General features: G+C 52.9%; 16 protein-coding genes and 1 pseudogene. 6 read left to right on the top strand and 11 right to left on the bottom strand.

The window, feature by feature from the left end:
- The first annotated feature begins 46 nt into the window (after nucleotides 1-46).
- Nucleotides 47-245 (top strand): annotated as a pseudogene (locus tag SC127_RS01560) (ribbon-helix-helix domain-containing protein).
- A 33-nt stretch (nucleotides 246-278) separates the two neighbouring features.
- Here the strand turns inward: SC127_RS01560 and glyS are convergent.
- Both glyS and glyQ read right to left on the bottom strand, forming a co-directional pair.
- Complete coding sequence (gene glyS, locus SC127_RS01555; protein WP_243079770.1) at nucleotides 279-2,348, bottom strand: glycine--tRNA ligase subunit beta; 2,070 nt, start codon at nucleotides 2,346-2,348, stop codon at nucleotides 279-281.
- Between the two features lie 9 nt (nucleotides 2,349-2,357).
- A complete protein-coding gene (gene glyQ, locus SC127_RS01550) occupies nucleotides 2,358-3,269 on the bottom strand; it encodes a glycine--tRNA ligase subunit alpha (RefSeq protein ID WP_215848047.1) in 912 nt (303 codons plus the stop codon).
- Nucleotides 3,270-3,638: 369 nt separating this feature from the next.
- Between glyQ and SC127_RS01545 the strand changes: the two genes are divergently transcribed.
- On the top strand, nucleotides 3,639-4,634 hold the full coding sequence (locus SC127_RS01545) for an acyltransferase (RefSeq protein ID WP_243079779.1): 996 nt from the start codon (nucleotides 3,639-3,641) through the stop codon (nucleotides 4,632-4,634).
- On the opposite strand, the gene SC127_RS01540 is transcribed toward SC127_RS01545, so the two are convergent.
- Both SC127_RS01540 and yieH read right to left on the bottom strand, forming a co-directional pair.
- Nucleotides 4,619-5,551, bottom strand: coding sequence for a GlxA family transcriptional regulator (locus tag SC127_RS01540; protein WP_332624926.1), 933 nt, complete (start codon nucleotides 5,549-5,551; stop codon nucleotides 4,619-4,621). The two genes, SC127_RS01545 and SC127_RS01540, sit on opposite strands and share 16 nt — an antisense overlap.
- 22 nt (nucleotides 5,552-5,573) lie before the next feature.
- On the bottom strand, nucleotides 5,574-6,233 hold the full coding sequence (gene yieH, locus SC127_RS01535) for a 6-phosphogluconate phosphatase (protein ID WP_332624925.1): 660 nt from the start codon (nucleotides 6,231-6,233) through the stop codon (nucleotides 5,574-5,576).
- Nucleotides 6,234-6,363: 130 nt separating this feature from the next.
- On the opposite strand from yieH, the gene SC127_RS01530 reads away from it, so the two are divergent.
- Nucleotides 6,364-7,677, top strand: a complete 1,314-nt coding sequence (locus SC127_RS01530) for an NCS2 family permease (protein ID WP_215848057.1) — start codon at nucleotides 6,364-6,366, stop codon at nucleotides 7,675-7,677.
- Nucleotides 7,678-7,727: 50 nt separating this feature from the next.
- Here the strand turns inward: SC127_RS01530 and SC127_RS01525 are convergent, their stop codons facing one another.
- From SC127_RS01525 to rpmH, 7 genes are all read right to left on the bottom strand, one after another.
- Entirely contained in the window at nucleotides 7,728-8,477 is a 750-nt protein-coding gene (locus SC127_RS01525; RefSeq protein ID WP_243079782.1) for a 4'-phosphopantetheinyl transferase family protein, read from the bottom strand.
- Nucleotides 8,478-8,766: 289 nt separating this feature from the next.
- Nucleotides 8,767-9,357, bottom strand: coding sequence for a malonic semialdehyde reductase (locus SC127_RS01520; RefSeq protein WP_332624924.1), 591 nt, complete (start codon nucleotides 9,355-9,357; stop codon nucleotides 8,767-8,769).
- 417 nt (nucleotides 9,358-9,774) lie between these two features.
- A complete protein-coding gene (gene mnmE / locus SC127_RS01515) occupies nucleotides 9,775-11,139 on the bottom strand; it encodes a tRNA uridine-5-carboxymethylaminomethyl(34) synthesis GTPase MnmE (RefSeq protein WP_215848060.1) in 1,365 nt (454 codons plus the stop codon).
- A gap of 92 nt (nucleotides 11,140-11,231) precedes the next feature.
- A complete protein-coding gene (gene yidC / locus SC127_RS01510) occupies nucleotides 11,232-12,878 on the bottom strand; it encodes a membrane protein insertase YidC (RefSeq protein ID WP_215848061.1) in 1,647 nt (548 codons plus the stop codon).
- 2 nt (nucleotides 12,879-12,880) lie between these two features.
- Nucleotides 12,881-13,138, bottom strand: coding sequence for a membrane protein insertion efficiency factor YidD (yidD, locus tag SC127_RS01505; RefSeq protein WP_215848062.1), 258 nt, complete (start codon nucleotides 13,136-13,138; stop codon nucleotides 12,881-12,883).
- Entirely contained in the window at nucleotides 13,102-13,461 is a 360-nt protein-coding gene (gene rnpA, locus SC127_RS01500) for a ribonuclease P protein component (RefSeq protein WP_215848063.1), read from the bottom strand. Before rnpA ends, yidD begins: the two co-directional genes overlap by 37 nt.
- A gap of 14 nt (nucleotides 13,462-13,475) precedes the next feature.
- Nucleotides 13,476-13,616: a 50S ribosomal protein L34 gene (gene rpmH / locus SC127_RS01495; RefSeq protein ID WP_003023858.1), complete on the bottom strand. Its 141-nt coding sequence runs from the start codon at nucleotides 13,614-13,616 to the stop codon at nucleotides 13,476-13,478.
- Between the two features lie 598 nt (nucleotides 13,617-14,214).
- Here rpmH and dnaA point away from each other — a divergent pair.
- The 3 genes from dnaA to recF all read left to right on the top strand — a co-directional run bounded on the left by dnaA (nucleotide 14,215) and on the right by recF (nucleotide 17,982).
- On the top strand, nucleotides 14,215-15,618 hold the full coding sequence (gene dnaA, locus SC127_RS01490; protein WP_215848064.1) for a chromosomal replication initiator protein DnaA: 1,404 nt from the start codon (nucleotides 14,215-14,217) through the stop codon (nucleotides 15,616-15,618).
- Between the two features lie 4 nt (nucleotides 15,619-15,622).
- On the top strand, nucleotides 15,623-16,723 hold the full coding sequence (gene dnaN, locus SC127_RS01485) for a DNA polymerase III subunit beta (protein WP_243079784.1): 1,101 nt from the start codon (nucleotides 15,623-15,625) through the stop codon (nucleotides 16,721-16,723).
- Nucleotides 16,724-16,896: 173 nt separating this feature from the next.
- Nucleotides 16,897-17,982: a DNA replication/repair protein RecF gene (gene recF / locus SC127_RS01480; RefSeq protein ID WP_243079785.1), complete on the top strand. Its 1,086-nt coding sequence runs from the start codon at nucleotides 16,897-16,899 to the stop codon at nucleotides 17,980-17,982.
- Nucleotides 17,983-17,991 lie beyond the last annotated feature (9 nt).

Genomic DNA, 17,991 nt, shown 5'->3' with positions numbered 1-17,991 from the left:
CCAGGCGTTTGATTTAGCTGATGAACTTCGTAAGTTTGTTGAATCACTGAATGAATCAGGCGACTGCCGTACGCAAAGCGAAATGGTGCGGGACGGGACGTGAAAAGCAGGCTAATACGCAACTGGACACCCTAAAAGCGCGATTAAAAGAAGGGGTGGAAAGTGGTGAGCCAGAAGAGTGGGACAGGAAAGCTTTTTTAAAAATGATTAAAGCCAGAATGCACCATAAAAAAGGGAGACGATGATCTTCGTCTCCCTTTTTAGATTATGAATTCAGCTTACTGCAACAGTGAAATGTCCGCGACCTGTAAGAACAGTTCACGCAATTTCGACAGCAGCGTCAAACGGTTAACGCGCACGGCGGGATCTTCTGCATTAACCATGACCTTATCGAAGAAGTTATCTACCGCTTCACGCAGTTGCGCCAGTTCAATTAGCGCATCCTGATAACGGCCTTCCGCGAAGTAAGGTTGCAGTTTACTGCTCAAAGCGGTCACGAAGGTCGCCAACTGGATCTCTTCATTCTCTTTCAGCAGCGAAGCCTGCACGCTGTCGTTCAGGGTTTCCGTCGATTTAGCCAGAATGTTAGACACACGCTTGTTGGCTGCTGCCAACGCTGCGGCAGCTTCCAGCGTACGGAAATGCGATACCGCTTTCATGCGCGCATCAAAGTCAGCCGGACGCGTTGGACGACGCGCCAACACCGCTTGCAGCGTATCAATGCTGTGACCTTCTTCCTGATACCAGCTGCGGAAACGTCCCAGCATAAAGTCGATAACATCATCAACCGCTTTGGCATTGCTCAGCTTGGTACCATATAAACGCACAGCTTCTTCGGTCAGCGTTTGCAGGTCGAGCGGCAGGTTCTTCTCGACGATAATACGCAGCACGCCCAGCGCGGCACGGCGCAGCGCGAACGGATCTTTATCACCTTTCGGATGCTGGCCAATACCGAAAATACCCGCCAGCGTGTCCATTTTGTCAGCAATCGCCAATGCGCAAGCAACAGGGCTGGATGGCAATTCGTCACCCGCGAAACGCGGCTGGTATTGCTCGTTCAGCGCCACCGCGACGTCTTCGGCTTCGCCATCATGGCGCGCGTAGTGCATGCCCATCACGCCTTGGGTGTCGGTGAACTCAAACACCATATTGGTCATCAGGTCACACTTCGACAGCAAACCGGCGCGCGTCGCATGATTAACGTCTGCGCCAATCTGCGCGGCAATCCAGCCTGCTAAAGCCTGAATACGATCGGTTTTATCACGCAGCGTGCCCAGCTCTTTCTGGAACAGCACGGTTTCAAGGCGCGGCAGATTATCTTCCAGACGCTTTTTCCGATCGTTATTGAAGAAGAATTCCGCATCCGCCAGACGTGGGCGAACCACTTTTTCATTACCGGAAATAATCTGCTGTGGATCGCTGGATTCGATGTTGGTGACGAAAATGAAGTTCGGCAACAGGTTGCCGTCATTGTCGTAAACCGGGAAATATTTCTGGTCACCTTTCATGGTGTAAACCAGCGCTTCAGCCGGAACCTTGAGGAATTTCTCTTCAAAGGTTGCGGTCAGCACCACCGGCCACTCCACCAGCGAAGTCACCTCTTCCAGCAGACTATCGCTCAGGTCAGCGACGCCGCCCAATTGACGTGCCGCCGCTTCAGCATCCGCTTTGATCATCGCTTTACGCGTCTGATAATTTGCGATCACCTGGCCGCGTTTTTCCAAAATTTCTGGATACTGATCGGCATTCTCAAGCGTGATCTCTTTCTCGCCCATGAAGCGGTGCCCGCGAATAATGCGTGCAGACTCAATGCCTAAAATGGTGCCTGGAATCAGCTCATCGCCCAACAGCAGCGTTACGGTATGCACCGGACGCACGAACTGTACGTCGCTCGCACCCCAGCGCATCAGCTTTGGTACTGGCAGCTTGCTCAGCGCCGTGGCGATCATCGCCGGCAGCAGCGCTTGCGCCGTTTCACCTTTAACTTGCGCACGGTGAACCAGCCATTCGCCTTTGTCGGTGCTCAAGCGTTCTGCTTGATCAACGGTAATGCCGTTGCCACGCGCCCAGCCTTCAGCCGCTTTAGTGGCATTGCCTTCGGCATCAAAAGCGGCGGCAATCGCCGGGCCGCGTTTTTCAACTTCACGATCTGGCTGTGCAGCACTCAATGTGGCGACTTTCAGCGCCAGGCGGCGTGGCGAAGCAAACCAGCTCACTTCGCCGTGAGCCAGATTCGCTGCATCCAGTTCAGCGGTGACCTGAGCAGCAAAGGCTTCCGCCAGACTGCGCAGGGCTTTCGGTGGCAGCTCTTCGGTGCCAATTTCCACCAGGAAGGTTTTATCTGTCATGGCTGCCTCTTACTTTTTGTCTTTGCACATCGGGAAGCCCAGCGCCTCGCGGGAAGCGTAATACGCTTCAGCCACGGCTTTGGTCAGGGTGCGGATACGCAGAATATAACGCTGACGCTCGGTCACTGAGATCGCCTTGCGCGCATCCAGCAGGTTAAAGCTGTGTGCGGCTTTCAGAATGCGTTCGTAAGCGGGCAGCGGCAGCGGTTTTTCCAGCGCTAACAGCATCTGTGCTTCTTTCTCATACTGCTCGAAGCAGGAGAACAGGAAATCGACGTCAGCGTATTCGAAGTTGTAAGTAGATTGTTCTACTTCGTTCTGATGGAACACGTCGCCGTAAGTGGTTTTACCCAGCGGGCCATCGCTCCACACCAAATCGTAAACACTGTCGACGCTTTGGATATACATCGCCAGGCGCTCAAGGCCGTAGGTGATTTCGCCGGTAACGGGTTTGCATTCGAGGCCACCCACTTGCTGGAAGTAGGTGAACTGCGTCACTTCCATGCCGTTGAGCCAGACTTCCCAGCCCAATCCCCATGCGCCCAGCGTTGGGTTTTCCCAGTTATCTTCAACGAAGCGAATATCGTGCACCGTTGGGTCCAGACCCAGTTCTCTCAGCGACCCAAGATAAAGCTCCTGAATGTTGTCTGGAGAAGGCTTGATCATCACCTGGAACTGGTAATAGTGCTGTAAACGGTTCGGGTTTTCACCGTAGCGACCGTCGGTTGGACGGCGTGACGGCTGCACATAAGCGGTAGCAATCGGCTCTGGGCCGATAGCACGCAGGCAAGTCATTGGATGAGATGTGCCAGCGCCCACTTCCATGTCCAGCGGTTGAACGATGGTGCAGCCCTGACGCGCCCAGTAATCCTGCAAGGTCAGGATCAGGCCCTGAAAGGTCTTGGTATCAAACTTTTGCATGTTGAATTCGCACGCGATTCGGCTAGATGAAAAAAGAGTGCGCCAGTATACCCTTTGACCGCGTGTTGTGCAGCCGGAAATCCTGAGCGGCCTGGAACCTTTCCCCGGTGTCGATAGAGAATGCGCCGGTGATGGATTGCGTCGAGCCGGGCGAAAAATCCGGTGCGCATCACTGACGGCTATGCCTGGCTGCCGAGTGAGCCAGGTTTAGGTGTCGAACCCGATGAAGCTGTGATCGAGAAATTCGTCGTTCGTGACTACATTTAGGTAACAACGTTCCGGATGGCTCTGAATCCTTGAGCCAAAGGTTGTTGGCGCGGCTATGACTGGCTAACCTTCTTCGCACGGAGCGCCGCGCAAGAGGAAACCATGCAGCAAAAGATTTACTGGATCGATAATTTACGCGCCATTGCCTGTTTGATGGTGATCGTGATTCATACCACAACCTGGTACATCACCGGCCCGGTAGCGGTGACGGGCTTTCACTGGGATATGGCTAACATTTTGAACTCTGCATCGCGCGTCTGCGTGCCGCTGTTTTTCATGATTTCGGGTTATCTGTTCTTCGGTGAGCGCAGTGCGCAACCGCGTCATATGCTGCGGCTGGTGCTCTGTTTGCTGTTTTACAGCGCGGTGGCGCTGGCCTATATCACTTGGTTAACGCCGATTAGTGAAGGTCGATCGCTGCTGAAAATGCTGCAAAAGCCGGTGTTCTACCACTTGTGGTTTTTCTTCGCGCTGATTGGTATTTATCTGCTTTCGCCACTGATTCAGGTGAAAGCGGTGCAGGCGCGCTACGTCGCGCTGTTGGTGGTGGTTCTGGCGGTGCTGGCTAATCCCAACACTGCGAGTCAGTCGTTGGGTCGATTTCACTGGCTACCGGTGAATTTATATGTCAGCGGTGACAGTATTTATTATTTACTCTATGCGCTGCTGGGCCGCGCGATTGGCACAATGGAAACCCAAGGGCGCCGCGCAAGCTGGCTGGCTGCGACCGGGTTCATCGCCTGCGTGATTGGCATTGCATTGGGCACTAAGCAAGAACTGAAGATCAACGGCGCGTTCAACGATACCTGGTATCTCTATTGCGGCCCGCTGGTATTTATCGCCGCCATCAGCTTGCTGGTTTTATTTAAAAATATCCTCAATAGCCGCACTGTGCCCGGCATGGCGATGATTGCGCGCTATTCATTGCCGATTTATGGTTTCCATGCGCTGTTTATTCATTATCTCCGCACTCATCACTATGACGATATGTCGCGCCCGTGGCTGGATCTGCCGTGGGTATTTGGCGTGACCTTAGGTGGCAGTCTGTTGCTGGCAATGGTATTAAAACGTGTCGATAAACATCATTTGGTGAGCTGATCGTCCCAGCGCTGGCGCGCACGACGCAACTGGCGCGCCGAGGAAAATCCCGCCGCCAGCGCGGCTTTTTCTGCCGCTTCGCCCTGCTGCTGGCGCTGACGCGCAATGCCGACCCGCAGCTGCTCGTGATATTCCCGCACGCTGATACCCAAATGCTGACGAAACAGCCGCGCCAGATGGCGGCTGCTCACATGGACACGCATCGCGAGTTCCCCCAACGACCAGCTATGTTCCGGGTGAGCCATCATCGCATCCTGCGCCCGATGAATCGCCGGATGCAGATGATTGCGGTAACGCAGCCACGGTGAAAGTTGCGGGTCATCACCAGAACGGCGAAACCACACCACCATTTCACGTGCCACGGCTAGCGCGGTTTGCGCCCCACATAAACGGGTGATCAAGTGCAAAGCGAGATCGATGCCTGCGGTGATACCCGCGCTGGTCCAGATGCTGCCATCTTCAACGAAGACACGGTTCTCTCTGATCACTGCCTGAGGCGCGGTGGCTTTCATGCGTTCCAACACGTCATGATGCGTGGTGCACTGAATGCCATTGAGCAAACCCGCCTGCGCCGCCAATAAAGCCCCCGAGCAGACACAAACCAGCATAAGCGTTTGCGCCTGAATTGCCGCCTGTTGACGTTGCAGCCAGTCACGCGCCTGCTTCGCTTGCGGCGTGTCGTAGCAACTGCGTGAGTCGTAGACGCCGGGTACCACCAGCAAACTTTCAGGCGGCAGCGTGTCGGGCAGCGGCTCGATATTGCCAATCGTCATACCCGTTGAGCAGAGCACGTTTTCCTGCGGACCGATGTAGCGCAGCGTAAAGTTGCCGTCCGCCAGCGTGAAAGCTTCAGCGGGGCCAGCAACATCCAGCGCCATGACACCGGGCAGCGTTAAGAACCAGACGGTTTGCGGCATCCATTGTCTCTGATGTTAAAGGTTAAACCAGGTTCCAACCGCGAGCGCGCCACAGCGCGGGCAGCTCCGCCATATTCTCAAATCGCGTAATCAGCGGGTGGTCAAGTTCAGGATTGTGCGCATCAGCGCAGTAGTAAAATACCGGAATGCCTGCCGCAATGCCCGCGCGTGCGCCAGCTTCAGAATCGTCGACCAAAATGCAGCGTTCAATCGGTACTTGCATCTGTTCAGCGGCGTGGTACATCAGTTCGGGATCGGGCTTCCAGTGCAAAATGTCATAGCCGCTGTAGAGATGCTCCTCAAAATGCGCCAGCATGCCGGTCAGGCCCAGCGAGTGCTGCATCTTCTTCACCGTACCGTTCGATACCACACACATCGGCACTTTCACCTGATCAACCAGCGCTTTCGCACCGGGAATCGGTTTCAGCTCCAGATCGAACAGCCGCGCAACTTCAGCCCGGTAGGCAGTTTCAACCTCTTCCAGGGGCAACGTCACCTGATGCGCGTCTCCCACGTCGCGAATGATGTCGTAAAGCTTGATGCCTTTATACTTCTCAAACATCTCCTGCAGTGAAAGCGTAATACCGTAGCGGGCAAAGGTGTTTACATAGCCTTGCGTACAGAGTAATTCGCTGTCCACCAGCGTGCCATCGCAGTCAAAAAATACACATTCTACAGACATCAGACTCTATCCTTTGATTTGTGGGTACCTTCACACTCTACCATTGGCAATCGGTTGCGAAAAATCATTGTATTGCGCTGTTAAAATCGCCAGGATACGCGCCGAAAGTTTTTCTTCTGGAATGGATGAAATGAACAAACAAGGCCTTTTGCAGCGCATCTTCAAGCTGCAGGAACACGGCACGTCGGTGCGTACCGAAGTGATTGCCGGTATCACCACTTTTCTGACCATGGTCTATATCGTCTTCGTCAATCCGCAGATTTTAGGCGTGGCGGGCATGGATACCCAGGCGGTATTTGTAACGACCTGCCTGATCGCTGCCTTTGGCAGTATTTTGATGGGATTATTTGCAAATCTGCCCGTCGCGCTGGCGCCAGCGATGGGCCTGAACGCCTTCTTCGCCTTTGTGGTGGTAGGTGCGATGGGTTATTCGTGGCAGATTGGCATGGGCGCCATTTTCTGGGGTGCGCTGGGACTGTTGATCCTGACACTGCTGCGTGTGCGTTACTGGATGATCGCCAATATCCCGCTGAGTTTACGCGTAGGTATCACCGCTGGTATCGGCCTGTTTATCGCCATGATGGGGCTGAAAAATGCCGGTATCATCGTGCCGAATCCTGATACGTTAGTGGCGGTGGGAAATCTCTCCTCGCACAGCGTGCTGCTTGGCGCGCTCGGTTTCTTTATTATCGCTATCCTTGCGTCACGTAATATTCATGCTGCGGTATTGATTTCAATGCTGGTAACAACCGCCATTGGCTGGATACTGGGTGACGTGAAATTTGTTGGTCTGTTTTCTGCTCCGCCATCAGTCACCTCGGTGGTCGGCCAGGTGGATATCAAAGGTGCCTTTAACATTGGCATGGCGGGCGTGATCTTCTCTTTCATGTTGGTGAATCTGTTCGACTCTTCCGGCACGCTGATTGGCGTCACGGACAAAGCCGGATTAACCGACGAAAAAGGGACTTTTCCGCGCATGAAGCAGGCGCTGTATGTCGACAGCATCAGCTCAGTAAGCGGCGCATTGATCGGGACATCCTCGGTCACGGCTTATATTGAAAGTACCTCAGGCGTAGCGATCGGCGGACGCACCGGGTTGATGGCGGTGGTTACCGGTATTTTATTCCTGCTGGTGATGTTCCTGTCACCGCTGGCAGCAATGGTGCCCAGTTATGCCGCCGCAGGCGCGTTAATTTACGTTGGCGTATTGATGACATCCAGCCTTTCACGCGTGCGTTGGGATGATTTAACGGAAGCCGTTCCTGCCTTTGTGACCGCAGCAATGATGCCGTTCAGTTTCTCCATCACCGAAGGCATTGCGCTGGGCTTTATTGCGTACTGCGTGATGAAACTGGGCACCGGACGCTGGCGTGAAATCAGCCCTTGTGTGGTTATCGTCGCACTGCTTTTTGTGTTGAAAATAGCTTTTATCGATGCACATTAACCACAAATCGCTGCACGTTTAATGAAAAAAGGCCGCAATAGCGGCCTTTTTTACATTTCAGGGTGCAAGCTTCGTTCGTGCGGCAAACTGGTCAAACGCAACGTATGCGGGCCGATATTGGGTTTGCTCATCTCGACTTCACGAAGCGCGCGCCATTGATGCGAGCTGTCCATCTCCCACAGATGCAAACGCTGTGTGGCTGGCGATAATGCACAGGCCCAAACCAGCGTTGGTTCTGCATCACATACCACCTGAATGTCGGGATAAAGCGTTGAGCGCAAACGACCCGCGCCGGGCAGGAGGCGCAACGAATCCAGCCCGCTTTCACCTGCGCCGGTTAATTTAAGGATGCTCTGACGCAGCGTCCAGATTTGCGTTACCGCTTCCATAAAATCTTGCTGGGCATTGATCCAGGCAACTTCGCCGGAGGTTAACTCCTGCATGAGCTGTTCTTGTGTTTGTCGGCTATGAGCACGCACAATTTCCATGTCCAGACCTGCGCGCCCACCCTCTTCCGCCAACAGTACGCCAATCATATTTCCCGCATAGGCGATGCTGAAATCAGGCAAATCCCGGTCGGCAAAGGCGGGGCGACCGTTGCTGTTGGTGATCAAAGCTGGAAGTTCATTAATGCCATAAACCCGCAGCATTAATTGCGCTAACAGCGCACGGGCAGCAAGAAACCGCCCACGACGCTTGTCGGCAAAATGTTGTGCTGTATCGAATACGTCTTGAGAAATGCGCAACCCTTCGGCTAAAAATCCGGGGTCGCCGGTCCAACGAACAAAATGTCCCGCCATCTGTCGCTCCGTGAAAATGGTCAGATAATCATCAATTACATTGTAAGAATTTTCTGAGCTGATTGCATCCAGCACAAGCCGGAATAGAACAAATTAGGAAAAGGACGAAGGCTACGGCCTGTTTTTGCGCACGGTTGTCATCAAATAACCGTGTCGCTTGATCATGATGACATTAAAGAAACGTGCGCGGCACTATCGAAACAGAGGATCAAAACAGGCGAAGTGAAAAGCAAGGTGTGCGTTAAGCCGCTAATATTGCGTCGCGAAGTCTACCGCGACGCCCTGCGCATTATGCGAATTTACAGGCTTGTTCAAAACTCAGGCGTGGTAAACGCGGATGCAGTTTGCTGTCATTACCATAACCGAGATTAATCAGCAGATTAACCTGCCATTTGCTGCCGGAGAAAAAGGCTTCATTAACTTTTGCTGGATCAAAACCAGACATTGGACCTGCATCCAGCCCCAGCGAACGCGCCGCCAGAATCAGATAACCTGCCTGTAGGCTGCTGTTACGAAATGCCGTTTCTTTTGCTAAATCCGGGCTGCTGGTAAACCAACTGCGCGCATCACCGTGTGGAAACAGCGTGGGCAGTTGCTCATAAAATTCGCTGTCCCAGGCAACGATGACTGTCGCGGGCGCAGCCAGGGTTTTTTCCAGATTGCCGGAAGAGAGTGCAGGTTTGAGCTTCTCTTTACCCTCAACAGAGGTAACAAACACAAAGCGTCCCGGTGAACAGTTGGCCGAAGTCGGGCCCAGCGCAGTCAGCGCATAAAGCTGCTCCAGCAAGGCGCTGTCTATCGGCTTATCCTGCCAGTAACTGTGTGTGCGGGCTTGGTTAAACAGCGTGTCTAATGCAGCAGTATCAAGCGGTGTACTCATTCTACCTTCCTTATTAACAGCAAAATTAAGACCCATGTTTACGACAATAAATGGCTCGCCGAGGTTAGCCGGTGCGCTTTTGCTTTTAATCATGACTTCACGCGCTATGCGTAAGCAGCAATAAGAACAGTGACAGCCGCAGTGAACAAATAACCGCCCAAGGCACTGATCGTTATACTGCAATGCTTCGGCGCAGCCAAATAACATTGTCGCAATAATGCATGCAGAGAAAGGGCTATTAAGCCACAGCGAAGGAGCGCAGGATGGGGCATCTCAAGACACTGACCAAAGCCATTAGGCTTGTCGCTGCGTCATAAGTGCTACGCAAGAATGTAGGAAAAACGTTGAATAGGGGAAGGCTAACGCTCAAGCGAGGGCCTCCGACGGCCGTTTACCGCCGGAGAAGGAATTTGAATGCTACTTACCAATACAGAAACTGGAGAAGATCCGCCCCAGCAAATCGTCAGAGGTAAACTCGCCGGTGATTTCACTCAATGCCTGCTGCGCAAGACGAAGCTCTTCTGCCAACAATTCACCCGCCCAGGCACCCAGCAGCTGATCTTTACCCTGAAGTAAGTGCGTCGCCGCTAATTCCAGCGCTTGCAGATGGCGACGACGAGCAAGGAATCCGCCTTCCACGTTGCCCGCAAATCCCATGGTTTGTTTCAGATGATCACGTAACTCATCAACACCTTCACGGGTGCGCGCTGATAGCCGAATCAATGAGTGACCGTTTACTTCGCTCAATCCCGGCGTTTCGCCTGTAGCATCGGCTTTGTTACGTACCACGGTAATCGGCAATTCAGCGGGTAAACGAGAAACAAAATCGGGCCAGATGGCGGCGGCTTCTGTAGCGTCGGTGGTGGTGCCATCGACCATAAACAGCACGCGGTCGGCCTGTTCAATTTCCTGCCAGGCACGTTCGATACCGATACGTTCCACTTCATCGCTGGCTTCACGTAATCCTGCGGTATCAATGATATGCAGCGGCATACCGTCAATATGTATATGTTCACGCAAGACATCGCGCGTGGTTCCCGCAATATCAGTCACGATGGCGGCTTCACGTCCTGCCAGCGCATTCAGCAGGCTGGATTTTCCGGCATTAGGACGTCCGGCAATCACCACTTTCATTCCTTCCCGCAGCAGGCTGCCCTGACGCGCTTCAGCGCGGACGCTGTCGAGATCGCCAATCACTGTATTAAGCTGCGCTTCGATTTTGCCGTCAGAGAGAAAATCGATCTCCTCATCCGGGAAATCAATGGCCGCTTCGACATAGATTCGCAGGTGCGTAAGTGCTTCCACAAGATGGTTGATACGGGTAGAAAACGCACCCTGCAATGAGTTAACCGCAGAACGCGCCGCCTGTTCTGAACTGGCATCAATCAGGTCAGCAATCGCTTCAGCCTGCGCTAAATCGAGTTTGTCATTCAGGAAAGCGCGTTCAGAAAATTCACCCGGCTGCGCAATACGCAGTCCCGGTAACGCCACAATACGCTTCAGTAATAAATCGAGAATTACCGGCCCGCCGTGACCTTGCAGCTCCAGCACATCTTCACCCGTGAACGAGTTAGGGCCCGGAAACCACAGCGCGATGCCTTGATCCAGCACGCTGCCGTCGGCATCGTTAAAGGATAGATAGTCGGCATAGCGCGGCTTAGGCAGTTTGCCCAACACCTGCTGCGCAACCTCAGCTGCACGCGCGCCGGAAATACGCAGAATACCCACGCCGCCGCGTCCGGGAGGCGTGGCCTGGGCAACGATAGTATCGCTGTGGCTCATAAATTCTCTCTCACTACAAAAAACAAAAGGCGGTCGCTTTGACCGCCTCAGGATAGACCGTTTTAACGCGGGATGTCTCCCGCCTTAATGTCTTACGCTTTCTTCTTGTCGCGGCTGTGAAGACCACGTTTTTCCAGGCCACGATAAATCAGCTGCTGCTGGATAATCGTTACCAGGTTACTGACGATGTAGTACAGCACCAGACCTGAAGGGAACCACAGGAAGAACACGGTAAAGATAACCGGCATGAATGTCATGATCTTCTGCTGCATCGGATCGGTCACGGTGGTCGGTGACATCTTCTGAATGAAGAACATGGTGATACCCATGAGAATCGGCAGAATGTAGTACGGATCCTGCGCAGACAAGTCATGAATCCACAGCGCGAACGGTGCATGACGCAGTTCAACCGAGCCCATCAACATATAGTAGAGAGCAAGGAAGATTGGCATCTGAATCACCAGCGGCAGACAACCACCCAGCGGGTTCACTTTTTCTGCTTTATACAGCGCCATCATTTCCTGGCTCTGCTTCTGCTTATCGTCACCCAGGCGCTCACGCATTGCCTGGATTTTCGGCTGCAGCATGCGCATTTTCGCCATCGAGGTGTACTGCGCTTTGGTCAGCGGGTACATGATGCCGCGCACGATGAAGGTAATCACGATAATGGAGAAGCCCCAGTTACCGATGAAGCTGTGCAGGAATTTCAGCAATTTAAACAGCGGCTGAGAGATGAACCACAACCAACCATAATCGACTGTCAGGTCCAGATGCGGCGCAACGGCTGCCATCTTGTCCTGAATTTCCGGGCCAACCCACAGCGTCGCGCCAAGGTTCTGTTGCGAACCGGCGGCGATAGTCACTGGCGCAGACTTATAGCCTACTGCAGCAACACCGTTACCCAGGTTACTGGTGTAAAGCGCGTTACTGCCTGCGGTACGCGGTACCCATGCAGTAGCAAAATACTGCTGCAGCATCGCCACCCAACCATTGTTGGTGGTGATGTTCAGGTTCTCGTTATCCGCGATGGTATCGAATTTATACTTTTCGTATTTCTCATCGCTGGTCGAGTAAGCCGCACCACGGAAAGTATGCAGAGCAAAGTTATTGCTGCCGGTATCACGATGCTTTGGCAGATCAATGGTTTGCTTCAGCTGACCAAACAGTGATACTTCCAGCGGTTGCTGGGTGGTGTTGTTGACGTTGTAATCAACGTTCACCGCGTATTCGCCACGTTTGAACACAAAAGTCTTGGTGTATACCACGCCATTTTCGGCGGTAAAGGTCATCGGCACACGCAGTTCGGTCTGACCATCAGCCAGTTCGAAATGATCTTGCGATGAGGTAAATAAAGGACGCGCACCGTTGTTCGGATTATCTGGACCATTACGGCCGGTTAAGCCGCTTTGCGCCTGGTAAATAAAACCTGGCGTGGTTTCGAGCAGCTGGAACGGCTGATCAGAACCCAGTTTGTCTGGGAAAGTCAGCAGTTGTGCTTGCTCAACATCGCCACCGCGGGTGTTGATATTTAATGACAGGACATCGGTCTTAACGGTGATCGTTTTGCCCTGACCGCTGGCCGGTACACCTTGACTGGCGGCATCACCCGCTGTGCTGTTAGTGTTTTGCGTGGTCTGAGTCTGCTGTGGCTGCGGAGCGTGGTCCGTCTGCCAGGCTTGCCAGATCATGAAAGACACGAACAGAAAAGCGATGAGAAAGAGATTGCGTTGCGAATCCATCGTTAATGTTCTCTGGTATCTAAGGTTTTTGGCGGCACAGGATCGTCACCACCCGGGTTCAAAGGGTGGCATTTTAATACGCGTTTTAATGTCAACCAACTGCCTTTTAACACGCCAAACCTGCGTAATGCCTCAATTCCGTATTGAGAGCAGGTCGGATGAAACCGACAGTGTGGTCCCAGTAATGGGCTGATAACGCGTTGGTAGACGCGTATCAGGACGATCAGGAGCCGCGCGCCAGGCGACAGTGACGACGCCATAATTTCTCCAACGCTTCCACCAACGTACGGTTGTCGAGATCGGCAACCCCTTTTTTCGCTACCACGACAAAGTCCATCGAGGGTAATTCATGCTGACGCAGGCGAAAGCTTTCGCGGGTCAATCGCTTGATCCGGTTGCGTTCGTGAGCGCGTTTCACATGTTTTTTAGCGACGGTAAGACCGATGCGGGGATGCCCCAGCGCGTTAAGGCGGCCGAGAATAGTAATTTGCGGCGTGCCAGCCCGTTGTGGCTGCTGGAAGACGAAAGTGAAATGAGTGGGAGTTAACAAGCGTAACTCCCTGGGAAATGCGAGCTTACCCATCAGGGTTAGCTTTATTACTTAGAAACGGTCAGACGAGAACGGCCTTTAGCACGACGACGTGCCAGAACCTGACGACCATTTTTATTTGCCATACGAGCACGGAAGCCGTGTGAACGGTTGCGCTTCAGTACGGACGGTTGAAAAGTGCGTTTCATGGCGATTTCTACCTAAACTTGAAAATTTTCACTGGATGACGCGTTTTTGGGCCAGTAATTCGACCTACGCCTCAATGTGTCTTTAATAAAGAGGCGGGATTGTAATAATTGTACAGTCCAGAGTCAATTTACTTCGCTATTCGCGGTACCTGGAAACCCGGATACAGCCCGCTGAGTCCGGGCATTGGGCATAGCACAACAACGCCGGGGGGAGAATTATACGGGCTCCGTACCAAAGCGCAAGGATCGCACAGGATCTTATTGTGATCAGATTGCAGGATCTTGCGAGCAAAACGAGAAGCTGCTAGAAAAATCACATCATTTATACTGAACCCTGCTGGTTTTTCCCCCAGCTAGCGTAAACTTCACTCCGCGCCTTGAACCTGTGGATAAAAAGGATCAAAACTGTGTAGAAAGGGAAGATCTCTGACGCGCTTTGCGCTATGATCCGCCCTTCCGCTGACGATCCTCCAGTGATTGCAGGATGGAAAACCGCTGATAGCGGTCGCAGGCGCTTTCTTTCGTCTGTGTCAAAAATGAACGTTTCTGAGTTTAGCACCTACTATTCTTATTCGAATTTGTACGAGTGGAGTCCGCCGTGTCACTTACGCTTTGGCAACAGTGTCTTGCCCGTTTGCAGGATGAGCTTCCTGCCACCGAATTCAGCATGTGGATTCGTCCGCTACAGGCTGAGTTAAACGACAATACGCTTGCCTTGTATGCTCCAAATCGCTTCGTACTCGACTGGGTTCGAGATAAATACCTCAACAGTATTAATGCACTATTGAATGAATTTTGTGGACCACATGTGCCCTTGCTGCGTTTTGAAGTCGGCACGCGTCCGGTACAGCAGACGGCAGCCGTCAGCCAGCCCGTTATGGCTAGCGTAAGCACGCCAACGCCCGTTTATACGCGTCCAGCACCCACACAAATTCTGCGTCCAAGCTGGGACAACGTTCCCGCGCCTGCTGACGTGACTTATCGCTCAAATGTGAATAACCGCCATAACTTCGACAACTTTGTCGAGGGTAAATCGAACCAACTGGCGCGCGCGGCGGCACGTCAGGTGGCAGATAATCCCGGCGGCGCCTATAACCCGCTCTTCCTTTATGGCGGAACCGGTTTAGGTAAAACCCACCTGTTACACGCGGTCGGCAATGGCATCATTGCGCGCAAACCGAATGCTAAAGTGGTTTATATGCATTCTGAACGTTTTGTGCAGGACATGGTAAAAGCGTTGCAAAACAACGCCATTGAAGAGTTTAAGCGCTACTACCGCTCGGTTGACGCACTGCTTATCGATGACATCCAATTTTTTGCCAATAAAGAACGTTCTCAGGAAGAGTTTTTCCATACCTTTAATGCCTTGTTAGAAGGCAATCAGCAGATCATCCTGACATCGGATCGTTATCCTAAAGAGATCAACGGCGTCGAAGATCGTCTTAAATCGCGCTTCGGCTGGGGTTTAACGGTGGCGATCGAGCCGCCAGAGCTGGAAACACGCGTTGCGATCCTGATGAAAAAAGCGGATGAAAATGACATTCGCCTGCCCGGTGAAGTCGCCTTCTTTATTGCTAAGCGATTGCGCTCCAACGTACGTGAGCTGGAAGGCGCACTGAACCGTGTGATTGCCAATGCTAACTTTACCGGTCGCGCCATAACGATCGACTTCGTGCGCGAAGCGTTACGCGATTTGCTGGCATTGCAGGAAAAATTAGTCACCATCGACAATATTCAAAAGACGGTCGCTGAGTACTATAAAATTAAGGTCGCGGATTTGCTGTCTAAGCGCCGTTCACGTTCAGTCGCACGTCCGCGCCAGATGGCGATGGCGATGGCGAAAGAGCTGACAAACCACAGCTTGCCAGAAATTGGCGATGCTTTTGGTGGCCGCGACCATACCACGGTGCTTCACGCCTGCCGCAAAATTGAGCAGCTGCGCGAAGAGAGCCACGATATTAAAGAAGATTTCTCTAATCTCATCAGAACATTATCTTCCTGACGCTATGAAATTTATTGTTGAACGTGAGCATTTGCTGAAGCCGCTGCAACAAGTCAGCGGTCCGCTAGGTGGGCGCCCGACGCTACCGATTCTTGGTAATCTGCTGATGCAGGTTAATGAAGGATCGTTGTTGCTGACCGGTACCGATTTAGAAATGGAGATGGTGGCGCGTGTGGCTTTAACGCAAGCGCATGAACCCGGAGCCACCACCGTCCCGGCGCGTAAATTCCTCGATATCTGTCGTGGATTGCCGGAAGGTGCAGAAATTACCGTCACGCTGGAAGGCGATCGCATGCTGGTTCGTTCGGGACGCAGCCGTTTTTCGCTGTCGACCTTGCCCGCGAGCGATTTCCCTAATCTGGATGACTGGCAAAGCGAAGTCGAATTTACGCTGCCGCAAGCCACGCTGAAACGTCTGATCGAAGCAACGCAGTTCTCAATGGCGCATCAGGATGTGCGTTATTACCTGAACGGTATGATGTTTGAAACCGAAGGTGAAGAGCTGCGCACTGTCGCTACCGATGGTCACCGTTTAGCGGTTTGTTCAATGCCGATTGGCCAGACCTTACCGAGCCATTCCGTGATTGTGCCGCGTAAAGGTGTCATTGAGCTGCTGCGCTTGCTGGATGGCGGCGAAACGCCGCTGCAGGTAAAAATTGGCAGCAGCAATATTCGCGCCTATGTCGGAGAGTTTATCTTTACGTCGAAGCTGGTTGATGGTCGTTTCCCCGACTATCGTCGCGTATTGCCGAAGAACCCCGACAAAGCACTGGAAGCCGGTTGTGACGTGCTGAAACAAGCTTTCGCCCGTGCCGCGATTCTCTCTAACGAGAAATTCCGCGGTGTTCGCCTCTATATCACTGAAAATCAGCTGAAAATTACGGCGAACAACCCTGAGCAGGAAGAAGCGGAAGAGATGTTGGATGTCTCATACAACGGCAGCGAATTGGAAATTGGCTTCAACGTCAGTTACGTGTTGGATGTACTCAATGCGCTGAAGTGCGAGAACGTCCGTTTACTGCTGACTGACTCCATTTCCAGCGTGCAAATTGAAGATGTCGCCAGTCCGGCCGCCGCCTACGTTGTCATGCCAATGCGTCTTTGATTCTTATCGGCCTGGCTTACTTGTCATTCTGGTTGCGGAGAGTGCCTATCCCTGGAAGCCTACTTCAGTATGTTCCCAGGGTCTGCGTGCTGGCCGTAATCAGACTTATTGCGCTGCCGTCGGCCTGGAATGATGATTTAGCCTCTTCTTGCCCTTCTCTGCTGGATTGATTCATGGCTTTAACCCGCCTACTTATCAAAGATTTTCGTAATATCGAACAGGCCGACTTAGCGCTAGCGCCGGGGTTTAACTTCCTCGTCGGCGCAAACGGCAGCGGTAAGACCAGCGTGTTAGAAGCCATTTATACGCTGGGACATGGACGCGCCTTTCGCAGTTTGCAGGCAGGACGGATTATTCGTCATGACCAAGCCGCGTTTGTGCTGCACGGTCGCCTGGAAGGCAAAGAGCGTGAAATTTCGGTGGGATTGACCAAGAATCGCGCCGGAGACAGCAAGGTTCGCATTGACGGCAGCGATGGTCATAAAGTCGCGGAGCTGGCGCAAATGCTGCCGATGCAGCTGATCACGCCTGAGGGCTTTACGCTGCTTAATGGCGGCCCCAAATACCGTAGAGCCTATGTTGACTGGGGCTGTTTTCATAATACGCCCGGCTTCTTTAATGCCTGGAGCAATATGCGCCGCCTGCTGAAACAGCGCAACGCTGCGCTGCGTCAGGTTTCGCGTTACAGCCAAATCCGGCCGTGGGATCAAGAATTGGTGCCGCTGGCCGAACAAATCAGCCAGTGGCGTGCTGAATACAGCGCGGCTATATCTGCTGAAATCATTGCAACTTGCGGCCAGTTTTTGCCGGAGTTTGAATTAGCCTTCTCATTCCAGCGCGGCTGGGATAAAGAAAGCGATTACGGCGAATTGCTGGAACGCAATTTCGAGCGCGATCGTGCCTTAACTTACACCGCCAGCGGCCCGCACAAAGCGGATTTCCGTATTCGTGCTGAAGGGACGCCGGTGGAAGATTTACTCTCACGCGGTCAGTTAAAACTGCTGATGTGTGCATTACGTTTGGCGCAGGGCGAGTTCCTGACGCGCCAGAGCGGACGCCGCTGTCTTTACCTGATTGACGACTTTGCTTCTGAGCTGGATGACAGCCGCCGCCGCCTGTTAGCGGAGCGGTTAAAAGCCACGCAAGCACAAGTCTTTGTCAGCGCCATTTCTGCCGATCATGTAATCGACATGAGCGACGAAAAGGGCAAGATGTTCCGCGTGGAACAGGGTAAAATAGCGGTTCAACCTGAAGATTAAATGAGCGAG

The organism is Pantoea sp. T14, assembly GCF_036663535.1.
GTDB classification, from domain to species: Bacteria; Pseudomonadota; Gammaproteobacteria; order Enterobacterales; family Enterobacteriaceae; genus Pantoea; species Pantoea phytostimulans.
Note: the sequence above shows the minus strand (reverse complement) of the source record. Positions and strands in the feature narration are given on the sequence as shown.